Raw genomic sequence first — 16,289 nt, forward strand, 5'->3', positions numbered from 1 at the left:
CCGAACCCGCCCCCGCGAGTGTCCCCGAGCCCGAGCCGTCCGCCCCCGCGCCCGCCGCCGAACCCGCCCCCGAGCCCGCTCCCGAACCCGCGACCGCGAGTGTCCCCCACTCGGACCCCGCCCCGAAGCGTGCCCTCCTGCGCCGCCCCGTCGCCCTCGCCGCGCTCGCCGCCGTCCTCGTCGGCGGCACCTGGCTCGGCACGTCCTACTTCGCCGGCTCCGGCCAGGGAGGCGCCGCCGAGCGCACCGCCACCCTCACCGAGACCCCGGCGCGCGTCGCGAGCCCCGGTGCCACCACCGCCTGGACCGCGCACCGCGAGAAAGGCATGAACGCCGTACTCTCCCTGCCCAGCCGGTACCGGGAGTCCGCCAGGGAGGGCGGCGCCGCGAGGCCGCCCCGCCTCGTGGAGTACGACGCACCCGACAGCAAGGTCAGCATCCGCCTCACCCAGTGGGACAAGGCCCCCGGCTCCCCGATGGCCCAGGCGCAGCACGCGCACGCCGTCTGGAACAGCTACAACGGGGACGCCCGCACCCAGTACACCCGCACCACCTTCCACGGCTACGAGGCCGTCCAGGCGGACACCTCCTACGGCCTGGGCGGCAGCCCGGCCCGGGTGATGCAGCTGATGATCCGCACCGACGACGGGCGCATGTACGAACTGCGCGTGGACATGCCCAAGGGGACTCCGGCCGAGAAGAAGGGCACCGCGCTCTTCAAGGGCGCACGTGACCGCCTTGTGATCGGAAAAAGCTGAACCGCTCCCCGCCGGCCTCGTGCAACGCCTGATCAGCGCAAACCTTGCCAGTGAGCACTGGCGGCGTGTGTGTACTCCGTGAAGCCGCGTTACCGACGGGTACCCAAAGGCCCCGCGCCGTCATACCCTGCGCCTCATGACGGAAGCGCATGCCGAGGCCAAGACCGGCACGAACCCCCTCGCCCCCGCCCCCGGAGGCGCCCGTACCGCCGCCGACGTGGTCACCCCCGAGCTGATCGCCCAGCTCACCAGGGGCGTGGTCGGCTCCGGACGCACCGCCAACCACACGCCGTTCACCGGCGAGAAGCTGGCCGACCTGCCCGAGTCGACGCCCGAGGACGTCGCCAAGGCCTACGAGTCGGCCCGTGCGGCGCAGGCGGTCTGGGCGCAGACGCCGGTCCGGCAGCGCGCGGCCGTCCTGCTCCGCTTCCACGACCTGATCCTCGCCCGCCAGGCCGAGGTCCTCGACCTGATCCAGCTGGAGACCGGCAAGGCCCGGCTGCACGCCCACGAGGAGGTCCAGGCCGTCGCGGTCGCGAGCCGCCACTACGGCCGCAGGGCCGCCGCCTACCTGAAGCCGAAGCGCCACGCGGGCGCCATGCCGACCCTGACGAAGGTCACCGAACTCCGTCACCCGCGCGGTGTGGTCGGCCAGATCGCTCCCTGGAACTACCCCCTGGAACTCTCGGTCGGCGACGCGCTCCCGGCGTTCGTGGCGGGCAACGCGGTCGTCATGAAGCCGGACACCGAGACCTGCCTGACCGCCCTGTGGGCCCGCGACCTGCTCATCGAGGCAGGCCTCCCGGCCGACGTCTTCCAGGTCGTCCTCGGCGACGGCCCGGTCGTCGGCCCGGAAGTGGTCCGGCACGCCGACTACGTCTCCTTCACCGGCTCCACCCGCACCGGCCGCGAGGTCGCCCAGGGTGCCGCCGCCCGCCTGGTCGGCGTCTCCCTCGAACTCGGCGGCAAGAACGCCATGCTGGTCCTTCAGGACGCCGACATCGAGAAGGCGGCCGCGGGCGCGGTCCGCGCCTGCTTCTCCTCCGCGGGCCAACTCTGCATCTCCATCGAGCGGTTGTACGTCCACGAGTCGATCGCCGACGCCTTCCTGGAGCGCTTCGCCACCCGCACCAAGGCCATGCGCCTCGGCAAGTCCCTCGCGTACGGCGCCGACATGGGCTCCCTGGTCGGCGAACGCCAGCTGGAGACGGTCACCCGCCACGTCGAGGAGGCCGTGGCGAAGGGAGCGAAGGTCGTCGCCGGCGGCGTGGCCCGCCCGGACATCGGCCCGTACTTCTTCGAGCCGACCATCCTCGACGGCGTGACCGAGCCCATGTCGGTCTGCACCGAGGAGACCTTCGGCCCGGTCGTCTCCATCTACCGCTTCAAGACGGACGACGAGGCGATCGAGCACGCCAACTCCACGTCGTACGGCCTGAACTCCTCGGTCTGGACGAAGAACGGCAGCCGTGGCCGCGAGGTCGCCTCCCGCCTCCGCACGGGCACGGTGAACGTCAACGAGGGCTACGCCCCCGCCTACGGCAGCGTCCAGTCCCCCATGGGCGGCATGAAGGACTCCGGACTCGGCCGCCGCCACGGCTCCGAGGGCATCCTCAAGTACACCGAGGCCCAGACGGTCGCCCAGCAGCGGCTCCTCCCGATGGCTCCCTCGCTGGGCATGGACGACGAGAAGTACGCGCAGTTCATGAGCAGGAGCCTCCGGCTGATGAAGGCCTTCCGGTTCCGCTAGATCGCATCCGTTCTCAACGAGGAGAGCACGTGCCCCAGGACACCTACGACTACGACGTCATCGTCGTCGGCTCCGGCTTCGGCGGTTCCGTCACCGCCCTTCGCCTCACCGAGAAGGGCTACCGCGTAGGTGTCCTGGAGGCCGGCCGCCGCTTCACCCGCGAAAGCCTGCCCAAGAACTCCTGGGACCTCAAGAACTACCTGTGGGCCCCGCGGCTCCACATGTACGGCATCCAGCGCATCCACCTGCTGGGCAACGTCATGGTCCTGGCCGGAGCGGGCGTCGGCGGCGGCTCCCTCAACTACGCCAACACCCTCTACGTACCCCCGAAGCCGTTCTTCGACGACCCCCAGTGGCGTGACATCACGGACTGGCAGGAGGAGCTGAAGCCGTACTACGACCAGGCCAAGCGCATGCTCGGCGTACGGCTGAACCCGACGATGACCCCGTCCGACGTCCATCTGAAGGCCGCGGCCGAGCGGATGGGCGTCGGCGACACCTTCCACATGGCACCGGTCGGCGTGTTCTTCGGCGACGGAAAGGACGCGGAGGGGGAGTCGAAGGCGGCGCCCGGCGGGCAGGTCGACGACCCCTACTTCGGCGGCGCGGGCCCGGCCCGCAAGGCGTGCACCGAGTGCGGCGAGTGCATGACCGGCTGCCGCCACGGCGCGAAGAACACCCTCAACGAGAACTACCTGTACCTCGCCGAGAAGGCGGGCGCGGTCGTGCAGCCGATGACGACGGTCGTGTCGATCACGGACGACTCGCAGGGCGGGTACGCCGTCGCCACCCTCCCGACCGACGAGAAGACGAAGTCCAAGGGCCGCACCTTCAAGGCCCGCCGGGTGGTCCTGGCCGCCGGCACGTACGGCACCCAGACCCTGCTGCACCGCATGAAGGCGGGCGGTCAACTCCCTTATATCTCGGACAAGTTGGGTGAGCTCACCCGTACGAACTCCGAGGCCCTGGTAGGCGCGCAGACGGACGACCGCCGCTACCGCAAGGCGACCGGCGAGCCGAAGGTCGACTTCACCAAGGGAGTCGCCATCACCTCGTCCATCCACCCGGACGAGAACACCCACATCGAGCCGGTCCGCTACGGCAAGGGCTCCAACTCGATGGGCAGCCTGTCCATCCTGCAGGTGCCGTACGCGGAAGGCTCGTCGAGGGTCATGGGCTGGCTCGCGAACGCGGCCCGCCACCCGCTGCTCGTGCTGCGCTCCCTCTCCAACCGCCGCTGGTCGGAGAAGACCATCATCGGCCTGGTGATGCAGTCGCTGGACAACTCCCTGACGACGTACCTGAAACCGGACGGCGTCGGGAAGGGCCTGCTCACCGCCCGCCAGGGCCACGGCGCCCCCAACCCCAAGCAGATCAGGGCCGCTTCGGAGAGCGCCTCCGCCATCGCCGCCGGGATCAACGGCTTCGCGGGCTCGAACGTCGGCGAACTCATGGGCACCCCTCTCACCGCCCACTTCCTCGGCGGCTGCCCGATCGGCAGCTCGCGCGAGACCGGCGTGATCGACCCGTACCACCGTCTCTACGGTCACCCCGGGATCTCGGTGGTGGACGGCGCGGCGGTCTCGGCCAACCTGGGCGTGAACCCCTCCCTCACCATCACCGCCCAGGCAGAGCGTGCGATGTCGTACTGGCCCAACAAGGGCGAGGAGGACCCCCGTCCGGCACAGGGCGCGGTGTACGAACGCCTGAAGCCGGTGGAACCGAACGCTCCCGCGGTCCCGGCGGACGCTTTCGGCGCCCTGCGGCTGCCGTTCCTGGGAATGCCTGCGGTGCCGCCGAAGAAGTAGCCGCCCAGACACAGCGAAGGACCCGCACCCCCCTCCGAGTGCGGGTCCTTCTTCCTTGCGGTGAGCTGTGGTTACGCGCTCGCGCCGGCCCGACGGCGACGCACCGCGAACACCGCACCGGCACCGGCGACGACGGCGACACCGCCGACGAGGCCGATCATCGGCAGGGCGGAGCCGGCGCCGGTCGCGGCGAGGCTGCCGGTGACCTCCGGCGTGGTGCTGGACGGCTTCTTGTCCGTGACCGGAGCCTCGCCGCCTTCCTGCGGCTTGGTGCCGGACGTGTCCGTGCCGCCGGACACGATCTGGAACTTGTAGGCGACGTCGCCGTAGCCGGTGCACTCGCTGTCGCTGTCGCCGTAGATCGTCGCGCCGAGCGAGAAGCCGGCCCCCACCGGGGCGGACGAGGTGACGTTGACACGGAGCGGGATGTCGATCTCGTAGTCGGGCTTCAGCGCGGCGGCGTAGCCGACGTAACCGACCGCGTAACCGCCCTCGTCGAGGTTCTCCCAGACCTTGTCCTGCGGGTTCCACGCCTGGAGCCGGACCTGCTTGCTCTTGAACAGGTCCTCGCCGTTCTTGTCGGGGGAGGCCCCCGCGAAGAAGTCGAGGTCGTTCAGCGTGGAGTCGGAGTTGTTGAGGACGTTCAGCGAGAACTTGTGCCAGCCGCTGCCCGCCGCGATCTTGCCGGGCAGGCCGGTGATGCTGACGTCGACCTTGGAGTCCTTGCACTGGTCGACCGGGCCGCCGGAGGGCGACGGGTCCTCGCTCGGCTCGGCCGAGGTGGAGGGGGTGGGCTTGCCCGACTCGCTCGCGGTCGGCGCCGAACTGGAGGCCGGGGCGCTCGGGGTGGCCGTTTCGGTGGGCAGGCCGGAGTCCGTCGGCGTCGCCGAGGCCGTGCCGCTCGGCGTCTCGGTGGGCGTCTCGGAGACGGTCTCGGTGACGCTCGCGGTCGGCGTCTCGTCCGCGAATGCGGCGGGCGCGGACAGCAGCGCGAGGGGAGCGATGACCGCGGTCGCGGCCGCCGCGCCCATGGCACGACGAAGCTTCATGAAAACCTCATGGGAGTCCAGTCCAATGGGAGGGCTCCGCGTGTGGGGCGCGGCTGTGGCCCTTGGTTCGCCGGGTTGGATCCGTGAAGCCTGTGAATGGTTGTGCAGGCCTTCACACAATTCTTATGTGGCCTACGTCACTCACTCGCGACGAGCGGCAGTCCACGCAGCCCGGATTCTCTACGCGTCCCGGGTCCCGTACGCTCTGCTGCTCGACAGGCGATGCACATGACAGCCGCCCGACCAGTACCTCGATGAGCCCCGAAGAGCCCTGACAGAAAGGCGTCCGCGTCGTGGCCGACAGACCGTCCGAAGAGGGGAGATCCGGTTCCGGCGAGGAGCCCTCCATACCCGACGACGTGTGGGACAAGTTCCTCAAGGACACCGAGGCGGAGCTCGGCTCCGCGCCCAAGGAGCCCTCCGCCCGCGCCCGGATGGTCACCGAGCGACTGCGGCAGCAGGACGCGCTCGGCGAGCGGCCGGAGAGCTGGCGCGCCGGTCCGCCCCGGCCCGAGCGGCGCCGCCGCATCTGGCCGGTGCTCGGGGTCCTCCTCGCCGTCGCCGTGGCCGTCGTGGCCGTGAAACCGTCGGTCATCCCCGGCGACCCCTTCGGCACGAAGGACCACGTGGGCCGCTCGGCCTCCCCCCTCCCGGCGGAGACCGCGGCCCCCACCGCCCCGCCCTCCCCTGCCGACTCCGAAGTCCCCTCCCTCGCCCGGCCGTTCGCCGGCTCCCCGGCCGAGCGCTGGGCCGACGGCGCGGCGGGCATCGTGCTGCCGAAGGCGACAGTCGTCGGCACGCTCTCCAAGGCCCAGGTCGAGCAGGCCCTGCAGCAGACCAGAACCCTCCTGGTCGACGCGAACCTCAACTCGGCCACCCTGCGCGGCGAACGCCCCGCCGCCGCGCTGGGCGTGATCGAGCCGCGTCAGACGGACCTCCTCACGCGCCTCGACACGTCCTTGGCCAAGCCGGACGAGAAGCACGACCCGCTGTCCATGTTCAGCCGCTTCGACCCGGCGCAGATCAAGCTCGTCGGCGATGTGATCAAGACCCGCGGCCGCATCACCTTCAAAGCCGGCGAGCAGTCCTCCGTCGCCGTGCACGCCGACTACACCTTCGTCTACCCGGTCGTCCGCACCGGCGGCTCGAAGGAGGTCACCCGCACCATCGTGCGCCGCGTCCTCGACATCCAGATGTCCGACCCGGCCCGCTACAAGGTCACCCCCGGCAAGATCACCATCCGCCGCTACGACCGCGACATCGGCAACTCCGCCTGTGAGGTGTACGACGGTTACCTGCACCCCGGGTTCACCTCGGACACCGCCACCGGCGCCCCTCCCACGGGCCCGACGACGGACCCGTACGACCGCAGCAAGGGCATCGACGAGGACAGCCCGCGGGACTGCGGGACGGTTTCCAGGGTCTGACCGGTGCACGGAGGTCCGACCGGTGCACGGACATGCGAAGGGCCCCGCGGGCTTGGCCGCGGGGCCCTTCTCCGTCAGCACCGACGTCAGGGCAGCGCCGGTGCCTGGGGAGCGGCGCCGGGGGGTTGCGCCGCTTGTCCTGTGTGCCCTGGGTCGCCGCCCCGGCGCATACGGGGCGCGCGGATGGTCTCGACCTCTGACGGTACGCAAGTGCAAGCAATGCAGTTGTCTGCGGGGGGACTTGGGGGCTTTCTACGCATCGTGCTGGATGGACGGGGCGTACGCAACCGTTTGACCCAGGGTTGTGCATTTTTGCATTTTCCGCCGGTCGGCCCCGGGCGTCCCCGGGGCCGACCGTTCTCTTGGGTGACCGGGCTGCTGTCCCCTGCCGTCCGGCCACAACCCTGGAGTGAGGTCCCACGACGTTCGGCACGACCCGTACGTCTCATCACTCCAGCAAGCCACGCGTGGTTCTTTCGGGCCCGCCCCTGGCTGGCACGGACACCACCACCAACGAAGGGGTTCGCCGGGCGGTCACGCGCCGTACGGGTTAAAGGGACTCCGAACTCAGATGCGACCGCGGCACAGTTCGAGCAGCGTCATGGCGAGGGACGTGCCGGGCTTGCCGAGGGCCTCGCTGTAGTGGCCGAGGACCTCCATCTCGCGGGACAGGTTCACGCGGCGCCCGCCGGAGGCGATGCGGGCCTCCTGGATGACGGCGGAGACGGCCATCCGCTCCTGGATCAGGCCGATGATCCGGTCGTCGAGCGCGTCGATGCGCTCACGTGCGCCGGTGATCACGCCGGCGGCCTCGGTGGTACGGGCGCCGGTCTTCTCGGTGACGTTCTTCTCGGCTGCGGTGGCGGTCATGTCGGGGCTCCTCGTCGGGTGGGTGGGATGCGGTGCCCCGGAGCGGCAGGACCCGGAAAACGACAGGCGCCCCGGGCCTTGTCGGCCCGGGGCGCCTGGGAAGTCGCTTGTCAGTAGCTCAAGCAGCACGACCATGGCAGCCGGCGGGCCGGTTGCCATAGGTAAAGAGGAAGGTCGGGTGCGTGAGCATGGGGCCAGTATGCCCCGCCCGGGGATGTGGTCCAACCTGGTTCGCATCGTGAGACCGGGAGGCCGCCGGGACTTGGTCTTTCAGCCCGTCCGGCGTTTGAGGACGAGGCCGTTCAGGCCGAAGCGGGGTCTGGGGGCGGCAGCCCCCGGCAGACGGCGAGGTCACCTCACGGCCACCCCGGTAGACTCGGCAACCAAAGACCCCGCCCAACCGCCGGAAGGCACCCCGTGTCATCAGCGACCCCCGCTGCCGCCGCCCCCGACACCGTCCTGGTCGTCGACTTCGGCGCGCAGTACGCCCAGCTCATCGCCCGTCGCGTCCGCGAGGCCCGGGTCTACAGCGAGATCGTGCCGAGCACCATGCCGGTCGCTCAGATGCTCGCCAAGAACCCCGCGGCGATCATCCTGTCCGGCGGCCCCTCGTCGGTCTACGCGGAGGGCGCCCCGCGCCTCGACCGCGAGATCTTCGAGGCCGGCGTGCCCGTCTTCGGCATGTGCTACGGCTTCCAGCTGATGGCCACGACCCTCGGTGGCACGGTCGACAACACCGGCGCCCGCGAGTACGGCCGTACCCCTCTGCACGTGTCCAAGGCCGGCTCCACCCTCTTCGAGGGCACTCCGGACGAGCAGTCGGTGTGGATGTCGCACGGCGACGCCTGCTCGGCCGCCCCCGAGGGCTTCTCCGTCACGGCCTCCACGGACGTCGTCCCGGTCGCCGCCTTCGAGAACGACGAGAAGAAGCTGTACGGCGTCCAGTACCACCCGGAGGTCATGCACTCGACGCATGGCCAGCAGGTGCTGGAGCACTTCCTGTACCGGGGCGCGGGCCTGACCCCCTCCTGGACCACCGGGAACGTCATCGAGGAGCAGGTCGCCGCGATCCGCGAGCAGGTCGGCGACCGGCGCGCCATCTGCGGTCTGTCCGGCGGCGTCGACTCCGCCGTGGCCGCGGCCCTCGTGCAGAAGGCCATCGGCTCCCAGCTGACCTGCGTGTACGTCGACCACGGCCTGATGCGCAAGGGCGAGACCGAGCAGGTCGAGAAGGACTTCGTGGCCGCGACCGGCGTCCAGCTGAAGGTCGTGGACGCCGAGGAGCGGTTCCTGACCGCTCTCAAGGGCGTCTCCGACCCGGAGGAGAAGCGGAAGATCATCGGCCGCGAGTTCATCCGGGTCTTCGAGCAGGCGCAGGCGGAGATCATCGCGGACGCGGGCCCGGCGGTGGAGTTCCTGGTCCAGGGCACGCTCTACCCGGACGTGGTCGAGTCCGGCGGCGGCACCGGCACCGCCAACATCAAGTCCCACCACAACGTCGGCGGCCTCCCCGAGGACCTCGAGTTCCAGCTGATCGAGCCGCTGCGCAAGCTGTTCAAGGACGAGGTCCGGATGGTCGGCCAGGAGCTGGGCCTGCCGGACGAGATCGTCCAGCGCCAGCCCTTCCCCGGCCCGGGCCTCGGCATCCGTATCGTCGGTGAGGTCACCAAGGAGCGTCTCGACCTCCTCCGCGAGGCCGACGCCATCGCCCGCGAGGAACTGACCGCGGCCGGCCTCGACCGCGACATCTGGCAGTGCCCGGTGGTCCTGCTCGCGGACGTCCGCTCGGTCGGCGTCCAGGGCGACGGCCGCACCTACGGCCACCCGATCGTCCTGCGCCCGGTCTCCTCCGAGGACGCCATGACCGCCGACTGGTCGCGCCTGCCGTACGACGTCCTCGCCAAGATCTCGACGCGCATCACGAACGAGGTCGCGGACGTCAACCGAGTCGTCCTCGACGTGACGTCGAAGCCGCCGGGCACCATCGAGTGGGAGTAGACCCCCGCGCTGGAGGGGCTCAGGTGCGCTTGATCGTGCGCAGGGGTTCACCGGGCTTCCAGACCTGGACGACGAGGTACTTGTCGTCCTCCACATAGGTCCTCACGACCTCGGTCAGCTCGGTACGGAAGAGGTGGAACGGCTCCGGCGGTTCCACCTCTTTGCTGTACGCCGCCTTCGCCTCCCCGTCCTCGACGCCGATCGCCCGCCCGCTGATCCGCACGTCGCCGCCGCCCATTTCGGTACCCGGCCCCGGATTCGCCTGGAGCGCGAAGCGCGGGTCGCGGTTCAGGTCGAGGGCCTTGAGCGAGCCCGGCATCATGCCGAGCCACAGCTCACCGCCGAGAAAACGGACCTCGAGGCCGGTGGTGCGCGGGGAGCCGTCCTTGCGGAGGGTGGCGAGAACGTGGTGGGTGAAGGCGCCGAAGCGTTCTTCCACGGTCTTGGCCAGGTCGGGTTCGGCGCCGACGAACGCCGCCCAGTTCGCTGCCGTACGCGCTGCCGCATTGGCTGCCGTATTCGCTGCCGTATTCGCTGTCATACGGCGAGTGTGGCCCCGATACCCGACATCCTCTGTCGGGTATCGGCTGGGTTGCGCGCGTCATCTTTACAGAACATCTCTGTTCTCCTGGGCTGACCGACGGTAACTTCCGCCCCGTAGAGCAACCCAGTGCTGGAGGACACATGCACGGGACCCCCGAGGCCGGGCCCACCCCGCCGACCGCCCTGCCGAGCGACCGGCTGCGGTTCGCGATGCCGCCGATGCACGACTCGGTCGACGACGAGCGCCGGCACCGCAAGGAGCGGCTCGCGGGCGCGCTGCGGATCTTCGGGCGGCTGGGCTTCGAGGACGGCGTGTCGGGGCACATCACGGCGCGCGACCCCGAGTACTCCGACTGCTTCTGGGTCAACCCGTTCGGGATGCCCTTCAAGCACGTCACTGTGAGCGACCTGGTGCTCGCCAACTCCGACGGCCAGGTCATCGAGGGCCGCTACCACATCAACCAGGCCGCCTTCACCGTCCACGCCCAGGTCCACGCGGCCCGTCCGGACGTGGTGGCCGTCGCCCACTGCCACTCGGTGCACGGCAGGGCCCTGTCCGCGCTCGGCGACCTCCTGGACCCCATCACCCAGGAGAGCTGCGCCTTCTACGAGGACCACGCCCTCTACGACGCCTACACCGGTGTCGCCGTCGACGCCGAGGAGGGCCGCCGTATCGCCACCGCGCTCGGCTCCCGCAAGGCGCTCGTGCTGCGCAACCACGGACTGCTGACGGTCGGCGACTCGGTGGACGCGGCGGCCTGGTGGTTCGTCTCCATGGAACGATCCGCCCAGGTGCAGCTGACCGCCAAGGCCGCCGGGCGCCCCCTCCTCATCGACCACCGACTGGCCGCGGCGACCCGCGAGCAGCTCGGCGGCGACCTGGTGGCATGGATCAACTACCAGCCGCTGTGGCAGGACATCAGCCGCAGCGAACCGGATCTGCTGTCCTAGGGGTTCAGAAGCCCCGTAGCACCGCTGCCTTCGTCATCGCGAACTCCTCGTCCGTGAGCACCCCGTCCCGGTGCAGCTCGCCCAACTCCCGCAGCCGCCGCAGGAGTACGTCGTGGTGGTCGGCCGCGGGCGGCACGGCTGCCGTCGGCTGCGGTCTCTCCGCGTGATCCGAGCCGTTGCGGGTGGACGGATGCGGCAGGCGCGCGGTGATCGCGGTGGCGACGAGCGCGGTGAGCAGGTCGCGGCGGGCGCTGCCCCACAGGTCCAGGGCGTACGGGTCCTTCTCCGGCGGAAGCTTGGAGAACACCGTCTCGCGGGTCACGAAACGCAGGAAGCCCTCCTCGTAACCGGAGTTGGGCAGCCACTCCACCTGCACCAGGTCGCCGACAGCGATGATCCGCGGCCCGGTCGCCCGTTTGACCCGGTCGGAGGTGTCGGCCCAGTCGATGCGCACCTGGGTGCCGTCGAAGGAGACGGTGCCGTCGGATGAGCGGACGGAGACCGGAACCGGCGGCCCCGGCAGCAGATACGCCTTGGTCGGCTCCTTGGGGATCTGGTCGAGGAGCAGGGCCCGGCGGATCTCCTCGGCGACGTACTCGGCGACCCCGGCCCGGTCCACGTCCACCACCAGCCGGTACGGGTCGGCCGGATCCGGTAGCCGCCCACCGGTCGCCTGGAGCAGCGGGTCGGCGCCCTCGCGCAGCCGTATCCGCAGCCGCCCGCGCTTGCGTTCCGGTTCGAAGACCACGCCCGCGACGGCTTCGAGGGGCACCGCGACCTCCCCGTACGTCTGCCGGAACAGCGGCACGGAGCGGTGGAGACCCGGCGTGATCCTGACCGTGGTGCCGTCGAAGGCCCAGGTCCCGTCCCGCTGGATGATCTCGGCCATGGAGAAATTCTCGCAGCCAGGTCAACACGATGGCCCCATTTCACCCCGTGCTGACCAGACCTGCCGGGCAGGGGTGGGGTGGGGTAGGGCACAATTCGCTGTCATCACACGGGAGTTGCAGGGCGGCGGCCGACTGCTGGACAGGGCCGCCGGCCGTAGGCGTTGCGGGGAAGGCGGGCGGCGGGCGTGGCGGTGCAGGAGGCGAGAGGCGGCGCGGACGCGGGCGCCCGCAGAGGTGCGCACGGCGGCGGCTGCACCTGCGGGGACTGCCCGCACGGGGCGCGCGAGGGACACCGGCGCGCGGTCGCCGAATTCCTGGTGATGCGCGACGGTTTCGCGGCCGGACAGGGGCTGCCCGCCGCGGTGGCGCACTCGGCCTCCGCCTCCCGCCAGTGGGTCTCGGAGGAGCTCACCCAGTCCGCGGAACTCGTCGCCGAACGCGGCCGCGCCGAGGGCGAGGCCTGGCTGGCCCGGCTGTGGCGGCGGACGGTGTGTGCGTCGTGGGCGCTGGTGGTGCTGTTGCTGCTGGTGCAGTCGCTCACGGCCATCGGCGCGGGCTGGACAACGGCACGCACGGCGGGTCTGCTGGCAGCGGTGATCGTGGGCGGTGTGCTGAGCGCCGCGTCCTGGTTCCACCGCGCGCGGGGTGGTGTGCTGGCTCCCGTCGTCGGTGAGGACAACCGCCTGTCCACGTCCCGCACGGTGGCGGCGGCCTGGGTGCTGTTCGTCGCCTACGCGGTGCTGCTGCTGGCCGGCCGCCTCGCCGCGGCCTCCGACCACGCGGAGCGCGACGCCGTGATCTCCGGTCTGGAACTCGCCCGCGGCGCCGGTGTCGTCACCGTCCTCGCCGTGGTGTGCGGCATCGCGGTGCTGGTGCGGCGCGTGGTCGGGCTGCGGGTCCTCGGCCAGCGGCTGCAGAAGGTACGGGCGGACCGGCCCCGGGCGGCCGACCTGCTGACCGACGACTCGGGGCGGGGCACCTTCGCCGACATCCAGTACGTCGTGATCAGCACCGTCGCCGTCCTGTTCGCCGCGGTACGGCTGGCCCGCCGCCCGGACCAGCTGCCGGACCTGCCGTGGGGCCTGGCGGTGGTGGTACTGGTGTCGGCGGCGACCTATGTGGCCGGCAAGTACGCGGAGGGCGGCCGCCCGGTGATCCTCTCCGTGGTGCGCGCCCGGGAGGCCGGCGACCTCGACGCTCCCATCCGCACGGGCGACGACATCGAGATCCGCGGGGCGGGCTTCGTCCCCCCGGGGGCACAGGGCGCCGACCGTCTGACGCGGATGGTGGTCCGCATCGGCACGGTGAACGTCCATGTGCCCCTTGTCCCGGTGGCCGGCGGCTTCAGCAACCCGACCGACGCGGCACTGACCGTGCCCGTGCCGGCGGAAGTGGAACCCGGGAGAGTCGAGGTGCAAGTAGTGACGGCCGCGGGGGTAGAGACGAATAGGTACGCGATTGATGTGACGGACTGAATCGATCCTGACGGACTGAGTCGATCCTGACGGACTGTAATGAGACATCCCGGGACAACCCCTCCCTGTTCACCGCACCCTGCTCTGAAATCGGCACGAACGCATTGAGCGCACCGTCCTTGAACTACGTATCGTCTTGGGAGGGGTCCCGGCCCAGCGGGCGAGAGGCGACATCGATGACTCACGGCATGCGCACCGACACGCACACCCCGTACCTCGAAGGCGACCGGAGCTGGCGTGATTCCGCCACCCGTTACGCCCTCCTTCCGCTCCGAGTCTTCCTGGGCGTCACCTTCATCTACGCCGGGCTGGACAAGCTCACCAACGGCGCGTTCATGAAGAGCTCCGGCTCCGGCTCCATCGGCGAGATGATGCGCAACATCCGCGACTCCTCAGCCATCCCGGCCATGGTCGACATGGCCCTGAAGAACCCCGTGGGCTTCGGCTACGCCATCGCCCTGGGTGAACTGGCGGTCGGCATCGGCACCCTGATCGGTCTGTTCGCACGCCTGGCCGCGCTCGGCGGCGCACTGATCTCCCTCAGCCTGTGGCTGACCGTCAGCTGGCAATCCGACCCGTACTACTACGGCAACGACCTCGCCTACCTCATGGCCTGGCTCCCCCTGGTCCTCGCGGGCGCCGCCACGTTCTCCCTGGACGCCGCACTCCGCGCCCGCCGAAGGCAGCGGGCGGGAGGCTACCGGTAGCTCCTGGTCGGCGGGGGCGACCGGCAGCGGAGCGCCCTCTCACGACGTGAGCCCACCTCACCTCTCGAGTCCTGGGGGCTGCGCCCCCAGCCCCCCGCTTCGGCCTGAACGGCCTCGTCCTCAAACGCCGGACAAGCTGAGATGATGCGGCCGGGCTGAAACGGCGTGGGCGGGCACGAAGAGGGCTGGCGTCCGCCGCGGCGCGCCGGAATCGGGGGCGCGTTCCTCGCGTGCTGCCCGCCCCGGAGCCAGGGGCACCTTTTCGGTGTGGAGCCGCGCTGCCCCGGAGCCAGGGGCACCTTTTCGGTGTGGAGCCGCGCTGCCCCGGAGCCGGCTGCAGGTCTTGCGCCGTGCAGCCCGCGCCCGCCCCGGGCCAGGGGGCATTACCCCGGCGCATCCAGTGGCGCCTCGCTTGTCGCCTTTCCGGCCATCGCCGTCCGGCGCCGTCGTATGCCCCGGGTCAGCCCTCCCACCACACCGGCGAGGCAGAGGCCGCCCGTGACGACCGGGATCACCGCGAACCACGGCGTCTCCCACAGGCCGCCCGCGTCACCGGCGTAGAGGGCGCCCGCCAGGGCGAGGACGACGCCGGCGACCAGCCTCCCCGGCTGGAACTCATGACGCAGCACGGCTCACCTCCGCCTGTCCGAGACCGACCTGGAGCCCAAGGTCGAGCGTGCCGGTGTTCTTGCCGCCTGAGACCGGCGACAGGGTTGTCTCCTTGTGCTTGCCCGGCTCCACGTCCACGTCTCCCGGTTTGTCGCCCGGCAGTTGGATGTCGCCCACCCCCACGTCGATGCTCAGCTTCACGGTCACGTCCTTCGGCACGATCACCTTCAGCCGGCCCATGCCGACCTCGGCCCTCGTGCTCACCGTCCGCCCCTCGGCCGGGTGCAGCCGGCTCAGGTCCAGGGTGCCGACGCCGCTGCCGACGTCGTACTTCTGCTGTACGTCCGCCACCGCGGCCGGCTGCCAGGTCGTGCGTATCCAGTGCGTGCCGACGTCCTTGGGCAGGGCTGCCGAGCCGGCGAGCAGGGCCGCCGTGATGAGGGCGAGGAAGACCGACCCGGCTCCCGTACGCCCCAGGAACGCGCTGACCGCGATGCCCAGGCCGAGGACCAGGAGCGCGCAGGACAGGCCCGTCTGCAGGCTGGCGCCGAGCCCGTGGTCGTCCCAGGTCAGCCCGGTGCCCAGGCCGCCCGCGAGCAGGGCGAGCAGGAAGACCCAGCCGCCGATCCAGCGCGGGCCGCGCGGTCTGGGCGCCGGGGAGCGCGGTGTGCGGATGTCCGCGCGGTCGGTCCAGGACGTGCCGAGGCTGATGTTGACCGCTGCCGCGATGTCCCGGTCGCGGGAGTCCCGGGGGCCCCACAGATAGCCGGTGCCGCCGACGTGCGTGCCGTCCTTGACGATGGGGTCGCGCCACCAGGAGGGGTACGCGGCGGGGACCGGCGGCGCCTGCGCCTCCGGCGGGGCGTCGGCGACGGCCTGCACGGCCAGCGGGTCGGGGTCGGGGGCGCCGCGCTGCCGGGACCAGTACCCGGCGCCCGCGAGGAGCAGGGAGAGGACGACGGCGAAGGCCAGCACCCCGCCGTTCCTCAGCAGCGACAGAAACACCCCGCAGCCGACCAGTGCGAACATCACCGCGGTCAGCGCCTGGCCGTCGACGCGGCCGGTCAGCAGCTTGCGGACCTCGTTCTCCTCCTCGCCCTCGTACGGGATGAGGAGCCAGGCGAAGCCGTAGAAGATCAGGCCGATGCCGCCGGCCGCGGAGAGCACCGCGAGGGTGATCCGGAAGATCACCGGATCCATGTCGCACTGCCGCCCGAGCCCGGCACAGACCCCTGCGAGCACCTTGTACCGCCGGTCGCGGCGGAACCTGCGGGGATCCTCGGTGGCCTCCGCATCCGCACCGGGTCCCGCCCCGGCGGTCGGCACGCCATCCGCGGCGGGCGCGGCATCGTGCGGCCCGGCGCCCGGAGCGGAGCGCGGGCCGGAGCCGGGCCCCGGACCCGTCGCGGCGCGCTCGTGATCTGTCATGTGTCCATGGTGACGGCCGAGCCGCT

General features: G+C 71.1%; 13 protein-coding genes and 1 pseudogene. 8 read left to right on the plus strand and 6 right to left on the minus strand.

The genetic code is table 11. From position 1 onward, the window contains the following. The 3 genes and pseudogenes from LJ657_RS06930 to LJ657_RS06940 all read left to right on the plus strand — a co-directional run. Window positions 1-758, plus strand: a pseudogene (locus tag LJ657_RS06930) (serine/threonine protein kinase); the annotation flags it as partial. A 136-nt stretch (window positions 759-894) separates the two neighbouring features. Further along, a complete protein-coding gene (locus LJ657_RS06935; RefSeq protein ID WP_232647438.1) occupies window positions 895-2,508 on the plus strand; it encodes a succinic semialdehyde dehydrogenase in 1,614 nt (537 codons plus the stop codon). Window positions 2,509-2,537: 29 nt separating this feature from the next. Further along, entirely contained in the window at window positions 2,538-4,316 is a 1,779-nt protein-coding gene (locus tag LJ657_RS06940) for a GMC family oxidoreductase N-terminal domain-containing protein (RefSeq protein WP_232647439.1), read from the plus strand. Between the two features lie 71 nt (window positions 4,317-4,387). Here the strand turns inward: LJ657_RS06940 and LJ657_RS06945 are convergent, their stop codons facing one another. Beyond that, window positions 4,388-5,365: an LPXTG cell wall anchor domain-containing protein gene (locus LJ657_RS06945; protein WP_232647441.1), complete on the minus strand. Its 978-nt coding sequence runs from the start codon at window positions 5,363-5,365 to the stop codon at window positions 4,388-4,390. A gap of 293 nt (window positions 5,366-5,658) precedes the next feature. On the opposite strand from LJ657_RS06945, the gene LJ657_RS06950 reads away from it, so the two are divergent. Next, window positions 5,659-6,792 carry a hypothetical protein gene (locus tag LJ657_RS06950; RefSeq protein WP_232647443.1) on the plus strand — a complete coding sequence of 378 codons (1,134 nt, stop codon included), beginning with the start codon at window positions 5,659-5,661 and terminating at the stop codon, window positions 6,790-6,792. Window positions 6,793-7,359: 567 nt separating this feature from the next. Here LJ657_RS06950 and LJ657_RS06955 read toward each other — a convergent pair. Continuing rightward, window positions 7,360-7,662 carry a chorismate mutase gene (locus LJ657_RS06955; protein ID WP_232647445.1) on the minus strand — a complete coding sequence of 101 codons (303 nt, stop codon included), beginning with the start codon at window positions 7,660-7,662 and terminating at the stop codon, window positions 7,360-7,362. 417 nt (window positions 7,663-8,079) lie between these two features. On the opposite strand from LJ657_RS06955, the gene guaA reads away from it, so the two are divergent. Continuing rightward, on the plus strand, window positions 8,080-9,660 hold the full coding sequence (gene guaA, locus LJ657_RS06960; RefSeq protein WP_232647448.1) for a glutamine-hydrolyzing GMP synthase: 1,581 nt from the start codon (window positions 8,080-8,082) through the stop codon (window positions 9,658-9,660). Between the two features lie 19 nt (window positions 9,661-9,679). On the opposite strand, the gene LJ657_RS06965 is transcribed toward guaA, so the two are convergent. After that, window positions 9,680-10,201 carry a pyridoxamine 5'-phosphate oxidase family protein gene (locus tag LJ657_RS06965; protein WP_232647449.1) on the minus strand — a complete coding sequence of 174 codons (522 nt, stop codon included), beginning with the start codon at window positions 10,199-10,201 and terminating at the stop codon, window positions 9,680-9,682. Between the two features lie 143 nt (window positions 10,202-10,344). On the opposite strand from LJ657_RS06965, the gene LJ657_RS06970 reads away from it, so the two are divergent. After that, window positions 10,345-11,154: a class II aldolase/adducin family protein gene (locus tag LJ657_RS06970; protein ID WP_232647450.1), complete on the plus strand. Its 810-nt coding sequence runs from the start codon at window positions 10,345-10,347 to the stop codon at window positions 11,152-11,154. A 4-nt stretch (window positions 11,155-11,158) separates the two neighbouring features. Here LJ657_RS06970 and LJ657_RS06975 read toward each other — a convergent pair whose 3' ends face one another. Next, a complete protein-coding gene (locus LJ657_RS06975; RefSeq protein WP_232647456.1) occupies window positions 11,159-12,043 on the minus strand; it encodes a DUF4429 domain-containing protein in 885 nt (294 codons plus the stop codon). Window positions 12,044-12,229: 186 nt separating this feature from the next. On the opposite strand from LJ657_RS06975, the gene LJ657_RS06980 reads away from it, so the two are divergent. Both LJ657_RS06980 and LJ657_RS06985 read left to right on the plus strand, forming a co-directional pair. After that, window positions 12,230-13,519, plus strand: a complete 1,290-nt coding sequence (locus LJ657_RS06980) for a hypothetical protein (RefSeq protein ID WP_232647458.1) — start codon at window positions 12,230-12,232, stop codon at window positions 13,517-13,519. Between the two features lie 176 nt (window positions 13,520-13,695). Continuing rightward, a complete protein-coding gene (locus LJ657_RS06985) occupies window positions 13,696-14,226 on the plus strand; it encodes a DoxX family protein (RefSeq protein WP_232647459.1) in 531 nt (176 codons plus the stop codon). A 383-nt stretch (window positions 14,227-14,609) separates the two neighbouring features. Here the strand turns inward: LJ657_RS06985 and LJ657_RS06990 are convergent, their stop codons facing one another. Together LJ657_RS06990 and LJ657_RS06995 are read right to left on the minus strand one after the other, a co-directional pair. After that, window positions 14,610-14,855, minus strand: a complete 246-nt coding sequence (locus LJ657_RS06990; RefSeq protein WP_232647460.1) for a hypothetical protein — start codon at window positions 14,853-14,855, stop codon at window positions 14,610-14,612. Further along, window positions 14,842-16,263: a PspC domain-containing protein gene (locus tag LJ657_RS06995; RefSeq protein WP_232647462.1), complete on the minus strand. Its 1,422-nt coding sequence runs from the start codon at window positions 16,261-16,263 to the stop codon at window positions 14,842-14,844. Before LJ657_RS06995 ends, LJ657_RS06990 begins: the two co-directional genes overlap by 14 nt. Window positions 16,264-16,289: the final 26 nt, after the last annotated feature.

It is taken from the genome of Streptomyces guryensis (assembly GCF_021261325.1).
Taxonomy (GTDB): Bacteria; Actinomycetota; Actinomycetes; order Streptomycetales; family Streptomycetaceae; genus Streptomyces; species Streptomyces guryensis.

What these genes read in the sequence shown, in the direction of transcription:
- LJ657_RS06970 (WP_232647450.1), top strand. Translation starts at nt 10,345, where the DNA reads ATGCACGGGACCCCCGAGGCCGGGCCCACCCCGCCGACCGCCCTGCCG.
- LJ657_RS06945 (WP_232647441.1), bottom strand. Translation starts at nt 5,365, where the DNA reads ATGAAGCTTCGTCGTGCCATGGGCGCGGCGGCCGCGACCGCGGTCATC.
- LJ657_RS06975 (WP_232647456.1), bottom strand. Translation starts at nt 12,043, where the DNA reads ATGGCCGAGATCATCCAGCGGGACGGGACCTGGGCCTTCGACGGCACC.
- LJ657_RS06935 (WP_232647438.1), top strand. Translation starts at nt 895, where the DNA reads ATGACGGAAGCGCATGCCGAGGCCAAGACCGGCACGAACCCCCTCGCC.
- LJ657_RS06995 (WP_232647462.1), bottom strand. Translation starts at nt 16,263, where the DNA reads ATGACAGATCACGAGCGCGCCGCGACGGGTCCGGGGCCCGGCTCCGGC.
- LJ657_RS06965 (WP_232647449.1), bottom strand. Translation starts at nt 10,201, where the DNA reads ATGACAGCGAATACGGCAGCGAATACGGCAGCCAATGCGGCAGCGCGT.
- LJ657_RS06985 (WP_232647459.1), top strand. Translation starts at nt 13,696, where the DNA reads ATGACTCACGGCATGCGCACCGACACGCACACCCCGTACCTCGAAGGC.
- LJ657_RS06955 (WP_232647445.1), bottom strand. Translation starts at nt 7,662, where the DNA reads ATGACCGCCACCGCAGCCGAGAAGAACGTCACCGAGAAGACCGGCGCC.